Raw genomic sequence first — 2,611 nt, forward strand, 5'->3', positions numbered from 1 at the left:
GGTGAACTCGCCGAGGCAAGCGTCTATGTCGGTGTCGTACGCGCCACCGCAGACCTGCTGATCCTGCTGCACTCGTTCCTCGACGCCGCGAGCACCACGGTCCGCACCGAGTTCGGCCAGTTCCTGATCGGTCAAGCCGACGACCTCGGCGGCGACCCGGCTATCACCGCGGCGGTGACGACCCACGAACTCTTCGAGGCCGGCGACCTGCTGCACGCCATCGCTAACCACCACAGCGACGACAGTCCCGACCGAGCCGACAAAGATCACCGCTACGTGCTCCCCGACGAGAGGCACCGCAGATGACTATTGACCTGCAGTTATCGCTGCTGAACCTGGAAGGCGGCGGGTTGCAACCTGACGGCTCCTACGACTTCGACGGCCTCCTGCGCGCGTTCGCCGAGCCACCCGCACCCCACCTACTCATGATCTGCGAGTGCAAGTTCTGGCACGCCCGCGGGAAGACCCCATTCCGCACCGCCATACGCCAGCTCAGCACGCTGACCGGCCGCCACTACGTCGGTGAACTGTTCACCGGGCCGCTGGGCACCGCGGTCATCTACGACCCGACCGTACTTCACCTTGACGCCGGCGAAGAGCCCGACTTCCCCGACAAACGCAACCTCGCCCGCTTCTCCCTCTACAACGCGCCCGACTTCCGCTTCTGGGCGTTCGTCGAGCACTGGCCCTACCACGACGGCGACCAACGCCTCGCCCGCGCCAAACTCCTCGCCCGATACGGCACCGCCACCACACCCACCCTTCTTGCCGGGGACAACAACGGTTCCGGAACCGGACCCCACCTACCCGTCGTCGACTGGCAGACCATTCCCATCGCCACCCGCGACTACAAAGGTCAGTTCACCGACGGCGTCTGGGGCCCAGACACCCGCGCTGTCGACCGGCTCATCGGCCGATGGGACAACCGAACCGGCCGCCGCATCGACGGCGCCGGATTCCACCAGGTCGCCGAACTGGACCCCGATGCGCCGGACCCGCTGCCACCAACGGTCAACGGCGGCAGCGGACTCCACATTGACCACATCCTGATCAACGACGCGTTCCTCAACCATGCTCGCGTCGTCGCCGGCTCCTATCAAGTGCACATCCCACCGGCGCAAGACCCAGCGCGCTGGCCCTCCGACCACCGGCGCATCAGCTGCACTCTGCGTCTCCAGATCCCCGCGCCGGCCATCGCCTCCAGGCCAGACGTGACATCCGCCACAACCTCGACGCAGCGGAAGTGAGACACCGATGCGAACGCGAACCCGGACCCACGATTCTCGATCTTCCGCGATCCGCAACAGACCTACTCGCCCGACGCGGTCACGTCCCCACCGAGGAGATCGGCGCCTGCAGTTCAGCCAGGAACCGTCACACGAATTCCTCCACGACAGCGAAAAGCAGCACCTCTGGGTGTCTCTGGCATCGCCGATAGTCGCCACGGGCGATGCCCCGTGGATCCAGCGATCACGGACGTCGAAGCTTGGAAAGCGCCTGACAGAGGTCCCGGGTGTCGCTGATCGCCTCCCTACAGCGCTGCTCGCTGATCACCAAACGCTGCCCAAGCAGGGCATTGCTGGCTCCTCCAACCTTGGCCACGTAGTCAGTATCGACGATGCCGTCGTTGTGGACGAACAGATGCCGGGCCTGCCACGTTGCCTGCAACCGCTGCCATTTCGCCCCGCCAAGGTCCACACGCAGATCGACGTGTCCCTCGGCGGCGAACAAGTTGGCAATGTCGTCCAGGCGCTGGAACACATTGCGCATGCTCCTGCCCTGGAGCTTGTTGTCCGCGTCGGTCACCACAGCGCGGAACACCGCGTCGGCGAGCGTCTCGACAATGCCCACCAAATCCTTGAGGGCGTTTACTCGCAATTGGTCGAACACGCCCAGCTCCCGCAGCGATGCGGCCTGCTCAGCCGGCATCTGCTTCAGCATGTCGAGAGTGGCCGTCGCGGCGTCGAGGGCATCCAGGGCAACCACGTCCGGGGTCAGCGGCCCGCACGCGGGGCAGAAGCGGTGCTGGTGGAAGACGGCGTAACGCCGCGCGCAGCTCGGACAAGACCGCTTGCGGACCACTGGCGCCTCGTTGATTCTGGCAAGCGGCTGTGGCCGGTAAGGGTGATCGCCGAACATGATCTGCCGGTCGTCCGACAGGCCCTTGACGGACTTCAACAGCGCCTGCGCGGCAAGGTCCCAAATGGCCGTCTTGGCGCGATCGTGTTGCTGCGGAGTCGCGAAACTCCGCGCGTCGCCCTGTCGTCCGCAGTAGACGCAGCGAAGAAGATCCTGAAGCGCCTCGTAGTCCTCGCCGTGGACCCGAAATGTCTGCTGGCATTCCTCGCAGTGCCGGCCAATGAAACCATCCATATCGGGCGGGGTGTCGACCCAAATCCGAACTTTGCCATCACGCTGCGTGACGATCTCTGCGCCATCTGGCAGCTGGATTCCCTCGACATCCCACATGAAGGAGATTCTGCGCCTCGGCGAGACCAATCTTCACCTCAGTTATGCGTGGTCGGTCAGATGCCGCCAGCCACCGAGCCGCTGACGACACAGAGTCCGCCCCGCCGACGATCGCCGTCTCGAACGCGACCTCGACCACAGG

At 65.1% G+C, this 2,611-nt stretch carries 3 protein-coding genes; 2 read left to right on the plus strand and 1 reads right to left on the minus strand.

Going from position 1 to position 2,611, the window contains the following annotated elements:
- Both DMB66_RS62195 and DMB66_RS59555 read left to right on the plus strand, forming a co-directional pair.
- The coding region (locus tag DMB66_RS62195) for a hypothetical protein (protein ID WP_158647742.1) at positions 1 to 306 on the plus strand (306 nt) is incomplete at its 5' end.
- Entirely contained in the window at positions 303 to 1,247 is a 945-nt protein-coding gene (locus DMB66_RS59555) for an endonuclease/exonuclease/phosphatase family protein (RefSeq protein ID WP_125812669.1), read from the plus strand. The genes DMB66_RS62195 and DMB66_RS59555, both read left to right, overlap by 4 nt.
- Positions 1,248 to 1,470: 223 nt before the next feature.
- Here the strand turns inward: DMB66_RS59555 and DMB66_RS59560 are convergent, their stop codons facing one another.
- A complete protein-coding gene (locus DMB66_RS59560; protein WP_125812670.1) occupies positions 1,471 to 2,469 on the minus strand; it encodes a hypothetical protein in 999 nt (332 codons plus the stop codon).
- Positions 2,470 to 2,611: the final 142 nt, after the last annotated feature.

This window comes from Actinoplanes sp. ATCC 53533, from assembly GCF_003947245.1.